Raw genomic sequence first — 15,576 nt, 5'->3', positions numbered from 1 at the left:
TTCGAGGTGGGCGGTGTGGGGGGTTCATGGGCTGCCGCCGGCGGTGAGGCGGCCGGTGCCGGGGAGGGGGGTGTCGTAGAGGTCGCCGTAGCGGGCGTAGGCCTCGGCGACGACCGCCTCCGCGGCGGACACCTGCTCGTCAACCTCGGCCCAGGGGGCGCGGCCAGACAGGTACGGCACCGGCCGCGGGCTGGGATGGCGGCGCCGCCACCAAGACTCGGCCAGCGCGTACAGGAACGACGAGCACAGCAGGAGGGGGACAGCGAGGATGAGCAGGAGATCGTCGAGCATGGCGGGGGCCTCCTTCGGTGAGCTGGTGCCCCCGTGCAGTTCCCGGAGGGCTCAGGCGACTAGTGCTGTCTGCTTGCGCAGCAGGCGGTTGGCCTTGCAGATGCGGATGACGGTGCGCTCTGAGCAGCCGACGCGCTCGGCGATCCGCGTGTAGGCGAGCGGGGTGGACAGCCGCAGGCGGATGACCGCGGCCTCCCGCTCCGCCGGGGACAGCCACGACGGCGGCTGTCCCTGCACCGCCCGCTCGACGGCCATCTCGTCCAGGTACGGTTCGCCTCGCTTGCACGACAGGCAGTAGGAGCCGCGGCTGCTCATCGCCATCGTGTGCCCTGCATGCCGGGTGGCACGGAGCGCGGCGTCCCGTCGGGCTGCGGCTTCTCGGCGCTTCTGGCGGTAGCGGTCCTTGAACGCCTTGTGCGCGGTCCAGGCGCGGTCCAGGTCGCAGCCGGCGCATGCGGGATCCGGCTCCGAGCAGGTGTGGGGTGCACTGCCTTTCGGGGGCAGGCCCTGGCCGGGAAGCGGCGGACCACCGGCGGGCTTACCGAAGTAGCGCCAGCGGTAGTCACACCCCGAGCACCGGCCGCGGGTCTTGTGCGGCCGCCGCCGGCCACAGCACGCGCACGTGATCAGAGGCCGGCCGGATCCTCCCGGACTCCACTGTGCGCCAGGCATCAGGCGGCGCTCCGTCCCGTGTTGGAGCCGGGCCCCGGGGGCTTGGGGCCGGACAGCACCGTGTGGCGGCGTGTCAGGTACCAGCTGAGGACGTCTGGTTCCTCGGTGTCGGGGGCGAGGATCCCGGAGTTGACGATGCCGAGGGCGTCGGCCTCTGCGCGCAGCGACTCCACAGCCTCAAGGCTGGCGGCGCTGCTGGCGCGCCTGGCGAGCTGCTGGCCGGCCGGGTGCGGGACGAAGCAGTCCCGGTCGATGAGGAAGTTGCCCACCCATACGAGTCCCATCACGCCACGCTCCGCTCACGGTTCTCGGCGGCGGCCTTGAGCTCGGCGAACCGGTCGTCCAGGAGCTTGCGGAACGGCATCCACTCCCGGCCGGGCGGCGGGCCCTGTACCTCGTGGTCGAGGACCTGGTGCTTCTCGGCGTCGCCCTTGATCTGGCTGAGTGCGAGCGGGTTGTTCCAGCAGGTCGGGTCGGCGACCTGGGCCATGAGGCGCTGCACGTGCCCGCTGCGGTCCTCGTCGTCGACCGTCTCCGGCGCGGTCTGGCTGGGCACGCCGTGCTCGGCGGCGATCTGAGCGGCCGCCTGCGGTGCTTCCTGCGCCTTGCGCTGCTCGCGCTCGGCGGCCTCCGCCTTCAGCTGCGTGCCGCGCGCCTTGAGCAGGTTGCCCAGGGTGGTCTCCCCGTCGGGTCCGTTCACGGTCGCGTCGAGCAGGCCCTCCGCCCCGGCCTCGGTGTGCATGGCCAGCAGGGCGGTCACGTTGTTCCACACGGCGGGCTTGCGCAGCCGCTCCACGTAGCCGTCGGCCGGGGACCGGGTACCGACCGGGTGGTCACGGTCACCCTCGTCGAGGGCTCCGGCGTCCACCGGAATCATGAACGTCTGCAGCAGGGCGTACTTCAGCGCGGCGGACATGGCCTTGTTCGACGCCTTGTCGGCGACGTCGGACGCTTCCCCGAGGGTGACGGCGGTGACCTTGTCGCCGGCCGGGCCGAAGAAGTGGAAGGCGACCCGCATGTGGACGGCGTTCTGCTTGCCCCGCACGGACGCCTCGTAGTCGAGGACCTCCGGCATCATGACCACACCGTGGTCACGGAGCGGCTGGGCGAGGGCGCCGATGAAGTCGTCGACCCCGCGGAAGCGGTAGTTCTGCGACTTGTTCTCGCCGTTCTTCCCGACGTTGCGGACGTCGTTCATGACCTGGGCCATGAGGACGTAGACGCTGGGAGCGGCCTGGTTTTGGGTGTGCGAGGTGGGGCCCTCCGCCTGGGTGGTGGCGGGGGCCTCGGTGGCGGGTGCCATGAGGTCTCTCCTATGGGGTTGTCACGCGGTGCGGCGGGCGGGGGTGGTTGTCGGCGTCCAGCACCCCGCCGCGCCGGGCCGGGTTACTCGGTGGCCGGCAGGGCGGCCGGGTCGATCTGGTAGTGGTGCAGGAGCCAGCCGATCGCCACGTGGGTCTCGGTGATCCGCCACCCAGCTTCCTCGGACGCGGCTGGCAGGCGCTGCTGTACGAGTTCGCGCAGTTCGCCGTCGGGCCGGACGTTCAGGTTGGTGCGGCTGCGGGTGGCGCCGGAGTTCCGGGTGGCGCGGCGGGGCTTGTCCGGCATCCACTGGCCGGCCAGGAACCGGCGGAATCCCTCGCTGACGTCCTCGCTGAGGACGGCGTTCTTCTCCTCCGCCGCGGCGACGAGGGCCGCCTTGAGGGCCTTGTCCATGCCCAGGGGCAGGTTGCCGCCGCCGGTGCCGGTTTCCTTGGGGCGCAGCAGGCGCCAGCCGCCGGGCGCGAGGATCGCGTCGATGGCCTCGGCGGCTTCCTTGTGGGTCTTGGTCCTGCTGGTGCGGAGCGTTTCGGCGGCTGCGGTGAGGCGGTCGCGGGCGGTGTCGGCGGTGATCCGGGGGCGGGTCACGGGGCGGGGTCCTCTCGGCGGGCGCCGCTCGGACCGTCGGTTCGGCGGGCGCGTGGGGGTGTTTGCCACGCCAGTGTCCTCCATATCGGATTGCGCACGCCATACGGTATGGCGCCAGTGTCGCGATCCCGGGGTGGCCCGGTGGCTACAACCGTACGCCATATTGCATTGCATCGCAATGCAATACCGGCTAGGGTGGAGCCATCACCACACACCAGGGGGCACCGATGAACCGCAAGCAGCAGATCCTCCGCCAGCGCATCCGCGACCAGCGCACCCAGCGCCGTGCCTGCAAGGCCATCGCTACCGGCGCCCCGCAGACCGCCCGCACCCACCTCATTGCCGCCGGTATCGACCCCGCCACCGCCAAGCGGTACGCCGGTGCGTTTTCCCGTGGCGTCACCGCTACCGCCACCCGCGAAACCCGGATCAAGCTGAAGGGCCGCACCCGCAAAACCGTGGACATCAAGCTCTACAGCCACTCGGCCTTCACTTCCCGCCTCGCCGTCTACCGCCCCGCCAACCCGATCGCGGCCAGCCGCTTCGAGCAGGCCGACCACAAGCTCGCCGCCTGACCACGAAAGGGACCCCATGAATCGCGACCGATACCAGATCCGCAAATCCCGCTCCGGCTGGTACGTGCTGGACACCCGCTCAGGCGCCGTATGGTGCGGACTCGTTCGGGTCGGCGCACTCCAGCTCGCCGAACACCTCAACCGCCGCTCCTCCTGACCCCGGGCACAGCGAAGGCCACCGCCCCAGCCGGGGTGGTGGCCTGAATGTCACACGCATCGCGCACGCGCAGTCTACTCCGGGAACTCGCCACCTCACCACCCCTGTCTCTGAACTGGGAGAACACGTCACCATGCAGAAGTTCGCCGTCAGGTGCGGATGCGGTCGATCCCTGACCCAGTACGGGCGCGACGGCCGCAACGCCTTTCGGTGCGGATGCGGCACGCGCGTTCAGGTCATTCCGACGCCCGTGACCACACGTCTCTGCGCGTTCGGTGACTGCCGCATGCTGGCCACCACGAAGGACCCGCTGCGTTTCTGTCCCGACCACGAGGAGCAAGCGGCAGCCCTGCTGGCCCACACCGCTGGAGCCGTCAAGGTGCGCGAGCTGGAGGTAGGCCTGACCCAGACCGTTACGACATGGACCCGCAAGTACGGGTACGGAACGCATCCGGTCCCGCAGAACAAGCGGCACGCCCCGCTCGTCTACTTCGCACGGCGAGAACACCTCATCAAGATCGGAACTACGACGAACCTTCGCCACCGGATGATGTCCCTGCACGCTGAGGCCCTGGCAACAGAGCCTGGCGACCTCGTCCGCGAGCGACAACTGCATCACCGCTTCACGCACTTGCTCGCCTCAGGCCGAAGCCGCGAATGGTTCCACCCGGAGCCCGATCTGATCGCCTACATCAACGAACTCCGTGCCGCATCCGGAGTCCTCCCAGTCGACAGCCCGGCACCACCCGTAGCTCAATGCGTGGAGTTGGATACCTACCTGGCGGAGACCACCGAGTACCACGCCGCCCGGACACTCACCCAAGACGGAGAAGTCCTAGGCGGGCTGATGGGCAAGGTGAGGTTTGCCCGGACCAACCGCCGGCCGCTAGTGCACGCCGCCGTCACAGGCACTTGGCCTACCCGTAGGACAGCCGTGGCAGCCTGCGCTCAGTCCAAGGAGATCGGCACCGGATCGGGAGGGCTGATGCCCGCCTCCACGGTGCCTCACAGCGACCGATGCAAGCGGACCGCCTGCCGTGCCCGCTGGGCAACGCTGGACGCTTGATCGAGAACACTCGAACCCATGGCCCGCATACGCCCCGCCACCCAGCCGACCCTCATCGACGACCCCGCCACCGGCTACCGGCACCGCTACTGCCGCCGCTGCGGCCGCGAACTCACCCAGCCCGCTTCACGGCTCCGGGGCTACGGAGAAGCATGCGACCCCGCGCGCCGACCACCGGCCCCGCCCGTCCACGAGGTCGACCAGGACACGATCCCCGGAACATAGGAGAGACCGTCACATGCTGGCCACTCACCCACATCCCCAGGGGCCCGACGGCCACCTTCACTGCCCGGCATGCGGCATCCACGCCTCGAACCGGACCAACCCCCGCGCCCCGTACGGGCTTACCGAGTGGACAGAGTGGCGCGCATCGGACGGCCGAACCTGGCTCACCTGCCCAGGGGAAGCCGCTCCTTCATGCCCCCCACCGGCCGTGGAAGCGCTATGCCCCTGGCGTGACGACGCGATGCAGTACGCCGGAGCGAAGGGCGACGTACAACTGGCCACCGCCATGGCCACGTGGTGCGACACGCACCAGATGGCCGTGAGCGACTGCCCGGATCCGGGCCCGTACTGCCCCGGCGTCAGGGCGCACGAGGACGACGCAGAGCAGGGCAAGTGCACCGGACGGTGGGATACCTGCCGCTGTATGTGCCCGGAATGCTGCGGAGACACCCCCGACGTGTGGGGCGCGCCGCGCTACTGACGGCGGCCCCGCGCACGTGCGAAGTGACCGCGAGGCCGCCCAGACGCCCGTCCTGTCAGGTGCGCCCTACCTGGACCGTACGGAACCCGGCCCCGCCACGCCCGCCGGCGGCCCCGGCAGCGGCACCGCGTCCACCGCCCGGCGCAACTGCTCCATCGTCGTCGGCAACGGCGACCACCCATGCGCCCCGGCCATCACCAGGTTCAGCGCCGTAATGCCCCGTGTGTAGGAGCGGCCCAGCGACTCCGCCCGCACCGTGATCCCGGCCGGCCCCGCCTTCGACGCCTGCAGCGTCACCCACATCGCCGACCTGCCCCCCGTCAACGGCAGCGCCTCCACCACCCGCTCCCGCACCTCCAGCCACCGGCGCACCGCCACCCGCGACCCGGGCCGCAGCCGGTACCACTCCACCTCCGGTAGCGGCCCCAGCTCCTCCACCGCCGCCAGCACCCGCTGCCTCGTCGCCTCCGACACCTGCTCCAGCCGCCCCAGCAGCACCTCCCGAACCCGCCCCGGATGCACCTCAGCCAGGGCCGCGATCTCCTCCACCCGGTTCGGCGGCGCCTTCTGCTGCCGACGCCGCACCCCCACCGCCTGAAGCCCCGGCGCCAGATCATCCAGCCGCAGCGCCGCCACCTCACCCGACCGCGCCCCCGAGTCCAGCACGATCGCCACCATCGCCAGCAGCCGCGCCCGCTCCTCCAGCGACATCCCCGCCACGTCCGGATCCCACCGGCCCCGCCCGGCCATGTCCACCAGCTCCCGGTACAGCACCGCCCGCGACCGCGCGTCGACCGTCTCCTTCAGTTCCGGCTGACCCAGCCGCGGCAGCGCCACCGCCTTCCCCGGCACCACCAGCTCGGCCAGGATCCCCACGCAGTCCCGCACGACCCGCTGCGACGCCAGCGGCAACGGCCCCCGCTCCGACCGCCTCGGATCCCGCAACTCCCCCGCCGCCACCAGCGCCCAGAACGTCCGCAACGGCTCCGGCCGGAACCAGGCCTGGGGTGACTGCACGGGGAACAACTCCGGTGCCAGCGTCGCGGCCCGGTCGAGCATCCCCACCAGCGCCCACAGCTGGTTCGCCCGCACCCGCGACACCTGCACCGGCAGCCCCCCGGCGCCCAGGATCGGCCGGCGGGTATCCCAGCGCGCTGGATCGCGCGGAGCGACCGTCTCCACCACCGCCGCCAACTGCCGCACCGACGACGCGCCGTACACCCGCTCGCTCACGCCCTGTCTCCGATCACGGTGCCGTCGTCCTTCTCTCTACTTTCCGGCCCGCCGCCGCGCTCCCTCGGCGTACTTGCCGAGACCGTACGCGGCGTAGTGGCGAAGGTACTTCTGATAGCAGCGCCTGCAGGGCTTCCTCGGGTCTCCGGCCTGCTTCCCGTGCTTGCAGGTCTTCTTGATTCCCTCCACGATGATGCGCAAGGCCTCCTGGTTCTTGGCCACCTCGTGAGGGAAGTTGTCAGCCTTCGCCAGCCCCAGACGGTTGGCGAGAGCCTCGCCCCCCGGCGACAGCGGTGTCTTCACGGCGAGCTTCTGGGGGCAGACCCGGCTCGTCTGTTGGAGGGTGAGCGCGGCGAGCCCTCGGCCGCGGAACTCCGGTTTCACGTAGATGATCTCGACGGCGTAGTGTCCAGCATCCAGTGCCATGAATCCGGCATTCTGGCCATCACACCGGATGAAGGTAGTGGTCAGGTACTCCGCGACGGGGTTGCCGAAGGCCAGCTCGCCGATGCGCTCGAACTCCTCAAGCAGGTAGTCGGTGAACATGCCTTTCAGGCTGTCGACGTCTTCCTGCACCAGTGGGTCGAATCCCTCCAGCGTGACGCCTGGAGCGAGATGGACGGTCATGGGTCCTCTCCTCGTGCACGGCAGGTCTACATCAAGCCCACAAGGGCATTGTCCTGCTCTCCCCACTGGTCGACGATCCTCATGTAGCCGTCCAGGACCTTCGAGCCGTCCGCATGCCCAGTAATAGCAGCAATAGCTTTACGGTCCTTACCTTGCCGTCGTGCTTCCGTGGCCATCCCGGAGCGTACCGAGTGGCCAGTGAACAGGTCCTCGAATCCGGCGCGCAGCCCGGCTGCGGTGATGATGTCGCCAGCACGCTGGGGGGTGAGGCCCTGTGGCTGGACGGCGCCGGTGTGGTGGATGCGGCGGAAGGCGTGCCGGTCGGGGTCGGTAATGCCCGCAGCATCCCGCCAGGCGTGCCAGGCCCTCACCGGGCAAGTCGCCGCGCTGCGGCCGTAGGGGACGGGGACGGTGCGCGGTTCGGTCTTGGACACGCGGACGCTGACGAGCAGGCCCTTGCCGTCGACGTCGTCGGTGATGTTCCGCAACCGCAGGCCGGCGAGCTCGGCGCGGCGGGCGGCAATGGCGAACCCGAGGAGCAGCATGGCGCGGTCGCGGAGCCCGAAGATGTCGGTGTCGCACTTGCCGACGATCAGCCGCAGGTCGTCCAGACGCATGGCGGGCGCTCGGCCGCGGCCGCGCTCCGGCTCCTCCGCCTCGGCGGACTTCTTGCGGTAGTCCTTCAGCAGTTCTCTGGCCGCTGCGGTGGCGTCCGGGTCGACGATGACGCGGTACGGCGGGCGCCGCAGGGTGACGACGACGCCGGCGAGCTTGCGGTCGATGGTGGAGTAGGCGCGCTTCTGACGGTTCCACAGGTAGTCGACGAAGGCGCGGAGCGTGCCGCGGGTGGCGGCGGTGACCGGGATCTGCAGCTGGGCGCAGAACGCGGTCCACGTCTTCCAGTCCGAGGCGTAGGAGCGCTGGGTGTTGGCAGGCCGCTGATCCTGGGCGTGCGCGTCGGAGGCGGTGTCCAGGGCGGCGAGCCGGGCGCGCAGCTCCGGGTCGAACTCGGCCGGCAGTAGCGGACCCGGGGCGGCGGCGGGGAGGCGGTCGTTCATGGCCTGCTCACCCCGGCGATCCAGCGCTGGAGCGCGGCGACCTCGTCGGCGGAGGCGTGTTCCTGGGCGTATTTCATGACGACGGCGTACAGGGCGCCTTCGAGGTGCTGGTGTTCTTCGAACTGGCGGATGACGGCTCGGGAGAAGTCGCCGACCATCGGGTCGCCTCGTTCGTCGGCTGTCGCGGCGGCGTCGTGGAAGGCGGCCGTGACGAGCAGGTGCGCGGTGGCCTCATCGTCTGGTGTGCTCACACCCGTGTTCTACCCGATCTTGATTGGCGATATGTGAGCTTATCGTGAATCAGACCCTTCCCTCATCAGGCACTCGTGCGATCCATTAGACCGGTGGCAACTTGTGCAGAGCCAGCACTTCGCGACTGTTCGATGTGTTCGATTCTTCGTCAGGATCGATCCTAAGCTCCGGCACCTCACGCCGGACTAGACGCTCGAAGCCCCGCAAGAGCACTGGGCGAGGAACCACTCCCGGCTGGGTGATCTCTCCAGCCAGTCCACATGATCCACAATGTCCTTAAGGGTCACCGTCTCCCAGCCAGGGAGCTCCGCGAAGTACGCGATCGCGTCCGCGAGTGCTTCCGCCCAAACCCGGTCCCCGGCAGGCTCGGGCGGATCCTGGAGAAGGAGTCCCACTGCGGCCACGGCGTGGCGAAGCCAGTTGGCCGAGTAGAGCAGGCAGGAAGGGGCGTGCTGCTGGACCATAAGACCCTCACAAGTCAGGTGCAGGTGTTCTCCGGTCGTACGGAGGCCGCGTGCTGCATGCGGGTAACGCACTGACACTCCGATGTGATGCACATCACCACCCGTAGTCAGACCGTATCGAGGATGTAGCCAAAGCGCTCCAGATCAGGTCCGAGTAACAGGCAGCCCTGAATGCCGCACCCTACTGGGACCGGGACCGGACCTCAGGCGTCCTCTCAACTGCAGTCGCCCGTCGTAGACTTTGACGTGCAAAGGGAGCCCTATACCCCGACTCCGGTTCCTAGGCCACTGGTCGGGAGGGCTCCCTGCGTAGTGCCCCGTCACGCGACGACACGGAAGGAAGCACCGCATGCAGGGTAACAAGCACAGCGCTCCCGTGGACACCCGACGCTCCCGCATAGCGCGCCATCTGCGGAAATGGATGCGCCGGCATGGACACGGTGTCCACGCCAGCCTGGTCCAAGGCGTGTCCTACGGCGTCGGCAGCGGCGCCGTAAGCCTGCTGATCCTCTGGGTCGAGAGCCGCTTCTGAGCACCGCTCCTGATCTTCTGGCTCAGGAACTCCACCTCGCCGCACCCGACTCGGGCCCGTCACCGCACCGGTGACGGGCCCTTGCCATGCCCAGAGCAGGGCAGCACCGGCGCAAGATCCGGTCCACCAGCGACACCGCCCACCCTTGCTGGTGATGTACGTGTACGGCCGGGTCGCACCCCTTGGCGAAGCTGGCAGGTTAGCAAGATCGAGTTATTTAGTGTGAGTTTTTATTGGACAAAGGCCGAGGTCACGCCCTCGCTGGGGCGGTTACGGACTCCCAGGAGCCCAGTGCGGTTCTCGGTGCTGGATGTGGGGCTGGGGTCCGGGGCGGGTGGGGAGGACGGGCCGCTGACCGGGGTGCAGGTATAGCGCGGCGCATCGGGGTCGAAGTCGTCAGCGGGGCGGCATCGGTAGGTCACGCCGTCAGCATCGGTGTACGTCCACTCGGCGGGTGGAGACCCGTCCTGTCCATCCTGTCCGGGAGAACCGTCCTGTCCGGGTGACCCCGGCGGGCCCGGCTGGCCGGGTTCGCCGGGGTCACCGGGTGCGCCGTCCTGACCGGCTGGGCCGGGCGGGCCTGGGACGGTGGAGGTAGGCCCAGGGGCCCCGTCTCGTCCCGGCGGGCCAGCCGGGCCCGGGCTGGGGGTGAGGGTCGGGGCAGGTTTCCCGGAGGCGCCGGTCGGGCCCGGGGATCCGGGTGGCCCGGCCGGTCCTGATGGGCCGGTGGGTCCCACGATGCTCTCTCCCGCCTCACCGCGGGAGCCTGCCGGGCCGGCCACGGGGTCACCGCCCAGGCCCTCGACCTGTCGGGCGAGGGCATCGCGGGCGTGGTTGGCGGTGCGCAGTTCATGGGTGAGGGAGACGACCTGTACGGCCATCCATCCCAGGAACGCGACGACGAAGATCAAGGTCACGGCCACGAGAAGCTCGGCACGCGGCATCGGGATGCGCCGGCGTCCGGGCGGCTTGGGCTTGCGTCGGGTATCGCTCATCGGGAGACCACCGCCCATACCGCTACCGCTACCGACAACAGGCCAAGAAGGATGGGAAGAATTGCCTGGTAGAGGCGCTTCTGCCGCTCGTCTTCCCGCTGTCGTGCCACGTCACGCTGATACTGCTCGAAATCGTCCTCGAGTTTCGCGTTCGCGTCCGCGCACCGCTGGATGTCGCTCTGAAGACTGGCCAGACGCTGCTCCACGTACGTGGTCTGGATGGTGTAGACATCGAGGCTGACGACCTTGTCGAGGCGGGAGTTCAGCTCAGCGAATCGGCTGTGGAATCGGGTGTCGAGCTGGCCGATGAGCCGACTCAGCTCACCGTTCGTCGGCTCATCGGCCATGTCGGTGCTCCGGGTAACCAGGGGGTCAAGAGACCACGGCCGGCTTCGTGGCGTTCGGCGGGAGAGGGGCGGTGACTTGGGTGCGGTCCCACATGCCGACGGCGATGGTCACGAACGCCATGACGACGGCCTGCTGGTCGCCGCTCCAGTTCAGGCCGAGGCCGAGGGCGAGCGCGAGGGCGGCCTGAGCGAAGCCGATGACCGCCGCGCCGAGACCGTCCCTCGTCTTCCAGGCGATGAGCAGGCCCATGCCGGCGGCGGCCGCGCCGTTGATGTACGCCTGGAGGTCGACGGACACGTCGACGCCGAACGCGGCGACGAGCTTGACGATGATGGCGAACAGGGCCAGCAGAGCGGCCGGTTCGCGTCCCCAAATCTTCACGGTTGTCTCCTCGATGGGTGGGGCGGGGCTGGGGGGTGGTCAGAGCTGCCGGGGAACCTTGAGGGCGTCCCACGACTTCTTGCCGGGGATGCCGTCGGCGTCCGTGCCGGTGTAGCCGAGCTTCTTCTGCCAGGCGGCGTAGGAGCGGCGGTCGGCGTTGGTGAACTGGGGGCCGGGCCCGTGGTTGTAGCGGCCGCAGCCTTCGGCGACGAGGCGGCGGCCCATCGCGGTGATGATCGGGCTGCGTCGGCCGGTGTGGAAGAACGCCGCCCCGGGGTACGGCTCGTACACCGACGGAGCGGGTTTCGCGGGCGTCGCTGGCTTGGCCGGGGCGATCGGGGTGGCGGTGGGCAGGTGGAGCTTCTGCCCGACCCGGATCTCGTCGGGGTCGGTGATGGAGTTGAGGGCCACCAGGCGGCCGACGGTGGTCTTGTGGGCCTTGGCGATGGAGGAGAGGGTGTCGCCCTTCCTCACCGTGTACGTGCTCGCGCCGCTGGTGGTGCCGCCGCCCGGCTCGGGCGTGGGGCTGGTGGGGGCGGGCTTGCCCGGCACGATGCTGATGTCGATGCCGCCCGGGTCCCAGTGATCATTGCCCGGGACCTGGGAGTGCCCGAAGTGACCGCCCTTGGTCTGCCAGATGGTGCGGTCCCGCTTCGTCGCCGCGGCGGCGGTGGCTGGGGGCTTCCCGGCGGGCCATACGTCGGGCACGCCGTGCGCGCGGGCGGCGGCGAGGAACCTGCGGAAGTTCGGCTTGGCAGCCGGGTCGAAGCCCGCCGTCCACGGCTGTGCGGCCCGGCCGAGAACCTCGACCTGGATGTTGACCCTGCCCTCGCGGTTCGTACGGCGGTCGCCGTCGTTGCGGAGCGCGCGGCCGGACTGGGTGAGCGGCCCGAACTGGCCGAGGAGGTCGGAGACCGGGTCGTAGATGACCTGCGGCTCGGCGCCGACCCGGATGAGGTAGGCGCCGACGCTGTAGAAGTACGCCTGGCCGGCGGGGGACTCGGTGGTGTGCCAGGTGACGCGGGGCGGGGCGCTGGGGGTGTCCATGGCGCCGCCGATGGACTGGTCGCCCAGCTTGATGACGCCGGCGATGTACGCCGGGCCGGTGGCGCCGCGCGGGAGGGGTGGTTCACCGGTGACCGTGTCGACGGCGAGACGCGCCGCGTCCGTGGCTGTGGCGTCCCGGCTGAAGGGGTCGGGGCGCAGTACCTGGGAGTCGGGGCCGTCGATGGGGACGTAGACGTCGAGGTCGCCGTCGGAGCGGAGCACCATGAACGCGCCTCGGTGGCGGGGGTGGTCCTTGACGTGGCGTTCGCTGGTGTCGAGGGCCGCGATGGCGCGGACCTCGTCGACGTGGTCCTGGTCGACGACGCCGTAGTAGGTGGTGGTGGTCTCGAGGGTGTCGGGGTCGAGGTGGTCGACCGCGACGTGGTACGCCGCTGTCACAGGAGGACTCCGTCCTTGCGGGGCTGGATGACGTCGATCTGGGGTCTCAGGGCGAGGTAGGTGGCCAGGAACATGCGGGCGTCGCCGTGGTCGCCCCACGACGAGCCCCAGGAGTTCCGCAGGCGTAGGACGGTGTGGGAGGGCAGCAGTTCGTCGTCCTCGGTGGCGACGGCCTCGAGGGCGGTGATGCACACCTCGTGGCCGCCTTCGAGAGGCGAGGCCGGCCAGGTGGGGTCGCTGTCGATGAACCCCTCGGCGCTGGGTTCGGAGAACGCGGCGTGCCAGGGCATGCCCATCAGGACCGGCCCGGTCTGCAGCAGGGCGCACAGCTCTTCGGTGGTGGTGGCGTGGCCGTACTGGTCGATCAGGCCGCGGTCGTGCATGGCCTTGGCGACGCCGAGGCCGGAGGAGCCGCAGTCCTGGGCGGGCCAGGTCAGCTCGTGCCAGACGTCGTGGCTGGTGGCGTCGGCGTACAGGCCGATGGCGAAGTGCTGGGCGGCGGCCGGGTCGGTGAGGCTGAGGCCGGCGGCTGCAGCTTGTTCGGGGGTGAGGAGGATCGACAGGGCTGCGGTGGCGGCGTTGCCGGTGCACGATCCGAGTGCGTCCAGGTCGGTGTCGAGGCCGTAGTCGGCGGAGGTGCTGATGCCCTGGGCGAGGAGGTTTTGCTGGTCCAGTACGGGGACCCGTGGTTCCCAGCTGGTGGGGCGCAGTGTGTGGCCGTCGTAGGGGCGGCGGTAGGCGAGGCTGCGCGGGTCCAGTGCCTGGTGGCGTCCGAGGTGTGGCTGGACCGGGTACTCGTGGACCGTGACGTGTGCGGGCACTCGCCCGTGCTCCTGGATCTCCCCGCGCCCAGAGCATGTGATGGTGTGCCAGCGCCCGGCCGGTGGGGCGGGGTGGCAGTCCCTCGGGGTGTGGAGCGTGGGGCGGAGGGTCGCCCTGTGATCAGCGTACGGGTGTGCGGGTGGGGTGTTGCCCCGGGTCAGGCCTCGCGGTACCAGCCGGAGAGGGTGATGATCGAGGTGGCGGAGAGGTTGTCGCCGCGGATGAGGATGTCGGTGGGGCCGCGGAGCTGGTCGATCTGCGCGCCGCTGCCGGAGAAGTTGATGTTGCCGACGGCGGTGCCGCCGACACCGGAGTTGGTGCCTGCGGCGATGCCTCCGGCGTAGGCGGGCAGGTACTGGCGCCGGTTCGCGCTGCCGCGGTAGGGGGTGGAGGGCAGGGAGATGGTGACCGTGCCGGTTCCGGTGCCGGCGGCGGACAGGGCGATGTGCGTCTGGACGAAGACGAGTTTGCCGATTTTGAAGTACCAGCCGTCGCGGGTGGAGAACGTTGCGGCGCCGGCGCCGGAGACGACGGGGGTGTAGGACGACCAGGTGGTGGCGGTGATGGCCAGTTCGTTGCCGGTGATGGTGCCGGCGGCGGTCAGGTGGCCGGAGGGGGTGACGGCGAATTTGTCGGTGCCGTCGAGCTGCGCCCACAGCAGTGCGCCGGTGTGGCCGGCTTTGGCGCTGACGAACAGGGCGGCGTTGCTGGAGGCGGGTGGGTCGATGGCGACGCGGCCCTCGTCGCAGGTGAATACCCCGTCGCTGACTTGGAAGATCGTGTTGGTGGAGGGGGAGGCGCTGTCGACCAGGCCGAGCTGGGAGTAGGTGGCGCCCAGGTAGATGGAGCCGCCCTTGACGACGGACGGGTTGGAGTGGCGGATGCGGCGGGTGTACCAGTGGTTGGCCGAGGGGGTTGGGCCCATGTAGGTGAGCCAGCGCCAGTCGGTGATGGCTCCGTCGGTGAAGGGGCCGGAGCTGATGTTGAGGCCGGGCCAGGAGGCGTCGTCGTTGCCGTTGATGGCGCCGGCGGTGGAGCCGGAGGGGTTGAGGAATCCGATGACCGGGAGGGTCTGGGTGGGGTCGATCAGGATTTTCCAGCCGGAGGCGGCGGTGGCGGTGACGGAGCCGTCTTCGATGTCGACGGTGGCGCCTGCGCCGTCGTCGCTGTGGAACTCGGCGCCGTTGATGGTGCCGCCGGTGATCGTTTTGCCGGTGATGGCGTCGGCTTTGAGGGCGGTGGCGTCGACGGACCCGGCGGCGAGTTTCGCGGTGGTGATGGCGTTGGCGTCGATCTTGTCGGTGGTGATGGCCAGCGCGGCGATTTTCGCCGCGGTGACGGCTTCGGCGGCGAGCTTGTCGGTGACGATCTGACCGGCGGCGATGTGCGCGGCGAGGATCGCCCCGGCGATGATCTTCTGGGTGGTGACGGCGTCGTCGGCTATCTCCGTGGTGCCGACAGCAGCAGCGGCGATTTTCGCGGCGGTGACGGCGTCGTTCGCCAGCTTCACCTCGGTGACGATGCCGTCGAGGATGTCGCTGGCGACCACGGCGGCGGGCCCGTGCGGGCCTGCCTGGTCGGACGGGTCGGAGGCGGTGCCCGAGGTGCTGCGGGCCACCAGCCGGATGTAGAGGGGGTCGTCGGTGGGGACGACGACGGTGGCGCCCTGGGCGGTCTCGATGGTCGAGGTGAGGGTGGCGGCCGTCGGGGTGAACCCGGTGGTGGGCGACGCGTGGACCTCGGTGCGTGCCCAGTCCAGCGGCACGACCGCCCCGTCGGTGAAGAGGCCGTCCCAGGAGACGGCGACACCGCCGAGGACGGAGGTGACGATTGGCGCCGCCGGTTTGGGGGGCGGGGGGCCGTTGACTACGTTGACCGCGGTGGTGCCGTCGGCCTGCTGCCCGACCAGGGCGCGCAGCGATCCGTCGGCGTCACGCACCTCGATGGCGGTGTCGTCGATGCTGGCCGAGCCGAGGCGGGACTGCCGCTCCATCGCCGCCAGCCGCTGCTCGAGCTGAGCCAGCTTCCGTCCGATGTCCACGG

At 70.1% G+C, this 15,576-nt stretch carries 18 protein-coding genes and 1 pseudogene; 5 read left to right on the top strand and 14 right to left on the bottom strand.

Features of this window, described 5'->3' with window-relative positions; genetic code table 11:
* Window positions 1-24: 24 nt before the first annotated feature.
* The 5 genes from ACZ6C1_RS33285 to ACZ6C1_RS33265 form a co-directional block, all read right to left on the bottom strand.
* On the bottom strand, window positions 25-291 hold the full coding sequence (locus tag ACZ6C1_RS33285; RefSeq protein ID WP_469246197.1) for a hypothetical protein: 267 nt from the start codon (window positions 289-291) through the stop codon (window positions 25-27).
* A 51-nt stretch (window positions 292-342) separates the two neighbouring features.
* Window positions 343-612 (bottom strand): hypothetical protein, encoded by a 270-nt coding sequence (locus ACZ6C1_RS33280; protein ID WP_469246196.1) that lies wholly within the window; start codon window positions 610-612, stop codon window positions 343-345.
* A 350-nt stretch (window positions 613-962) separates the two neighbouring features.
* On the bottom strand, window positions 963-1,247 hold the full coding sequence (locus tag ACZ6C1_RS33275) for a hypothetical protein (protein ID WP_469246195.1): 285 nt from the start codon (window positions 1,245-1,247) through the stop codon (window positions 963-965).
* Window positions 1,247-2,266 carry an ERF family protein gene (locus ACZ6C1_RS33270; protein ID WP_469246194.1) on the bottom strand — a complete coding sequence of 340 codons (1,020 nt, stop codon included), beginning with the start codon at window positions 2,264-2,266 and terminating at the stop codon, window positions 1,247-1,249. Before ACZ6C1_RS33270 ends, ACZ6C1_RS33275 begins: the two co-directional genes overlap by 1 nt.
* Before the next feature lie 83 nt (window positions 2,267-2,349).
* Entirely contained in the window at window positions 2,350-2,871 is a 522-nt protein-coding gene (locus tag ACZ6C1_RS33265; RefSeq protein ID WP_469246192.1) for a hypothetical protein, read from the bottom strand.
* 227 nt (window positions 2,872-3,098) lie between these two features.
* Here ACZ6C1_RS33265 and ACZ6C1_RS33260 point away from each other — a divergent pair, with 227 nt between their 5' ends.
* From ACZ6C1_RS33260 to ACZ6C1_RS33240, 5 genes are all read left to right on the top strand, one after another.
* The gene (locus ACZ6C1_RS33260) at window positions 3,099-3,446 is read left to right on the top strand and encodes a hypothetical protein (protein ID WP_469246190.1); all 348 of its coding nucleotides are present in this window, start codon (window positions 3,099-3,101) and stop codon (window positions 3,444-3,446) included.
* 16 nt (window positions 3,447-3,462) lie between these two features.
* Window positions 3,463-3,603 carry a hypothetical protein gene (locus tag ACZ6C1_RS33255; protein WP_469246188.1) on the top strand — a complete coding sequence of 47 codons (141 nt, stop codon included), beginning with the start codon at window positions 3,463-3,465 and terminating at the stop codon, window positions 3,601-3,603.
* A gap of 133 nt (window positions 3,604-3,736) precedes the next feature.
* Complete coding sequence (locus tag ACZ6C1_RS33250; protein WP_469246186.1) at window positions 3,737-4,669, top strand: GIY-YIG nuclease family protein; 933 nt, start codon at window positions 3,737-3,739, stop codon at window positions 4,667-4,669.
* 18 nt (window positions 4,670-4,687) lie between these two features.
* Entirely contained in the window at window positions 4,688-4,894 is a 207-nt protein-coding gene (locus ACZ6C1_RS33245; RefSeq protein WP_469246184.1) for a DUF6011 domain-containing protein, read from the top strand.
* A gap of 208 nt (window positions 4,895-5,102) precedes the next feature.
* Entirely contained in the window at window positions 5,103-5,375 is a 273-nt protein-coding gene (locus ACZ6C1_RS33240; protein WP_469246182.1) for a hypothetical protein, read from the top strand.
* A 66-nt stretch (window positions 5,376-5,441) separates the two neighbouring features.
* On the opposite strand, the gene ACZ6C1_RS33235 is transcribed toward ACZ6C1_RS33240, so the two are convergent.
* The 9 genes and pseudogenes from ACZ6C1_RS33235 to ACZ6C1_RS33195 all read right to left on the bottom strand — a co-directional run bounded on the left by ACZ6C1_RS33235 (window position 5,442) and on the right by ACZ6C1_RS33195 (window position 15,574).
* Complete coding sequence (locus ACZ6C1_RS33235; RefSeq protein WP_469246180.1) at window positions 5,442-6,608, bottom strand: helix-turn-helix domain-containing protein; 1,167 nt, start codon at window positions 6,606-6,608, stop codon at window positions 5,442-5,444.
* 36 nt (window positions 6,609-6,644) lie between these two features.
* Window positions 6,645-7,235 (bottom strand): hypothetical protein, encoded by a 591-nt coding sequence (locus tag ACZ6C1_RS33230; protein WP_469246178.1) that lies wholly within the window; start codon window positions 7,233-7,235, stop codon window positions 6,645-6,647.
* Between the two features lie 26 nt (window positions 7,236-7,261).
* Complete coding sequence (locus ACZ6C1_RS33225) at window positions 7,262-8,293, bottom strand: site-specific integrase (RefSeq protein ID WP_469246177.1); 1,032 nt, start codon at window positions 8,291-8,293, stop codon at window positions 7,262-7,264.
* The gene (locus ACZ6C1_RS33220; RefSeq protein ID WP_469246176.1) at window positions 8,290-8,544 is read right to left on the bottom strand and encodes a hypothetical protein; all 255 of its coding nucleotides are present in this window, start codon (window positions 8,542-8,544) and stop codon (window positions 8,290-8,292) included. Before ACZ6C1_RS33220 ends, ACZ6C1_RS33225 begins: the two co-directional genes overlap by 4 nt.
* Window positions 8,545-10,532: 1,988 nt before the next feature.
* Window positions 10,533-10,883 (bottom strand): hypothetical protein, encoded by a 351-nt coding sequence (locus ACZ6C1_RS33215; protein WP_469246174.1) that lies wholly within the window; start codon window positions 10,881-10,883, stop codon window positions 10,533-10,535.
* Between the two features lie 25 nt (window positions 10,884-10,908).
* On the bottom strand, window positions 10,909-11,265 hold the full coding sequence (locus tag ACZ6C1_RS33210) for a hypothetical protein (RefSeq protein WP_469246173.1): 357 nt from the start codon (window positions 11,263-11,265) through the stop codon (window positions 10,909-10,911).
* Between the two features lie 39 nt (window positions 11,266-11,304).
* A pseudogene (locus ACZ6C1_RS33205) lies at window positions 11,305-11,589 on the bottom strand (peptidoglycan-binding protein); the annotation flags it as partial.
* A gap of 1,118 nt (window positions 11,590-12,707) precedes the next feature.
* On the bottom strand, window positions 12,708-13,532 hold the full coding sequence (locus tag ACZ6C1_RS33200; RefSeq protein ID WP_469246171.1) for a hypothetical protein: 825 nt from the start codon (window positions 13,530-13,532) through the stop codon (window positions 12,708-12,710).
* 158 nt (window positions 13,533-13,690) lie between these two features.
* Entirely contained in the window at window positions 13,691-15,574 is a 1,884-nt protein-coding gene (locus ACZ6C1_RS33195; protein ID WP_469246169.1) for a hypothetical protein, read from the bottom strand.
* Between the last annotated feature and the right edge of the window lie 2 nt (window positions 15,575-15,576).

Source organism: Streptomyces sp. NPDC041796 (assembly GCF_055590785.1).
Note: the sequence above shows the minus strand (reverse complement) of the source record. Positions and strands in the feature narration are given on the sequence as shown.